This window comes from Streptomyces sp. PA03-1a, from assembly GCF_033792805.1.
GTDB lineage: Bacteria > Actinomycetota > Actinomycetes > Streptomycetales > Streptomycetaceae > Actinacidiphila.
On sequence record NZ_JARAVO010000498.1, the window covers coordinates 1 to 818 of the forward strand.

Genomic DNA, 818 nt, shown 5'->3' on the forward strand with positions numbered 1-818 from the left:
CCGGTCCCCCTGGCCCCGCCGCCCGCCGTGACCGGCGCCTTCGACCCGACCGAATTCGACCCGACCGCTTTCCGTGCCGTCTTCCGCCGTCACGCCGCCGGGGTCGCGGTCATCACCGCGGCCGGCACCCGCCCCGCGGGCTTCACGGCCACCTCCCTCACCTCCGTGTCCGCCGAGCCGCCCCTGCTGTCCTTCGGGATCAGCACCGCCGGCTCCGCGTGGCGCACCGTCGCGGAAGCCACCCACGTGGGCGTCCACATCCTCGGCGAGCACCAGGAGGAGGTGGCCGCCACCTTCGCCCGCAGCGGTGCCGATCGCTTCGCGCCGCCCACCGCGTGGGGACCCGGCCCGTATGGAGTACCGCTCCTGGAGGATGTCCAGGCCTGGCTGGTCGCCCGTGTGGTGGCGCGCATACCCGCCGGTGACCACCGCATCGTCGTCGCCCAGGCCGTGGCGGGCGCCCCCGAGGGCGAAGCGGCCCGCCCGCTGCTCTACCACCACGGGCGTTACAACGCGCTGCGCCACTGAGTCCCTCCATCAGGCCCGGGTCGGCAAGGTCACAGTCCACCGCCCTTGCCTGCCGGGGGACCGACGGCTGTACTGGCGAGTAATATTTCTGCCGGAGCGCCGTGCGTCCCAACGGGGAGCCGCCGTCGAAGGCGCCTATGCTGCCTTCACAAGGGCAGTTGACGTACCCATGCAGCAGTAGGAGTGCAGGCGTGAGCTTGAGGATCGTTGTCGCAGTGAAGTACGTGCCTGATGCCACGGGTGATCGTCACTTCGCGGGGGATCTGACCACGGATCGGGATGCGGTGGAT

General features: G+C 71.3%; 1 protein-coding gene and 1 pseudogene. Both read left to right on the top strand.

Features of this window, described 5'->3' with window-relative positions; all coding sequences use genetic code 11:
- The first annotated feature begins 9 nt into the window (after nt 1-9).
- Entirely contained in the window at nt 10-528 is a 519-nt protein-coding gene (locus PV341_RS45145) for a flavin reductase family protein (protein WP_500361064.1), read from the top strand.
- A gap of 191 nt (nt 529-719) precedes the next feature.
- A pseudogene (locus PV341_RS45150) lies at nt 720-818 on the top strand (electron transfer flavoprotein subunit beta); the annotation flags it as partial.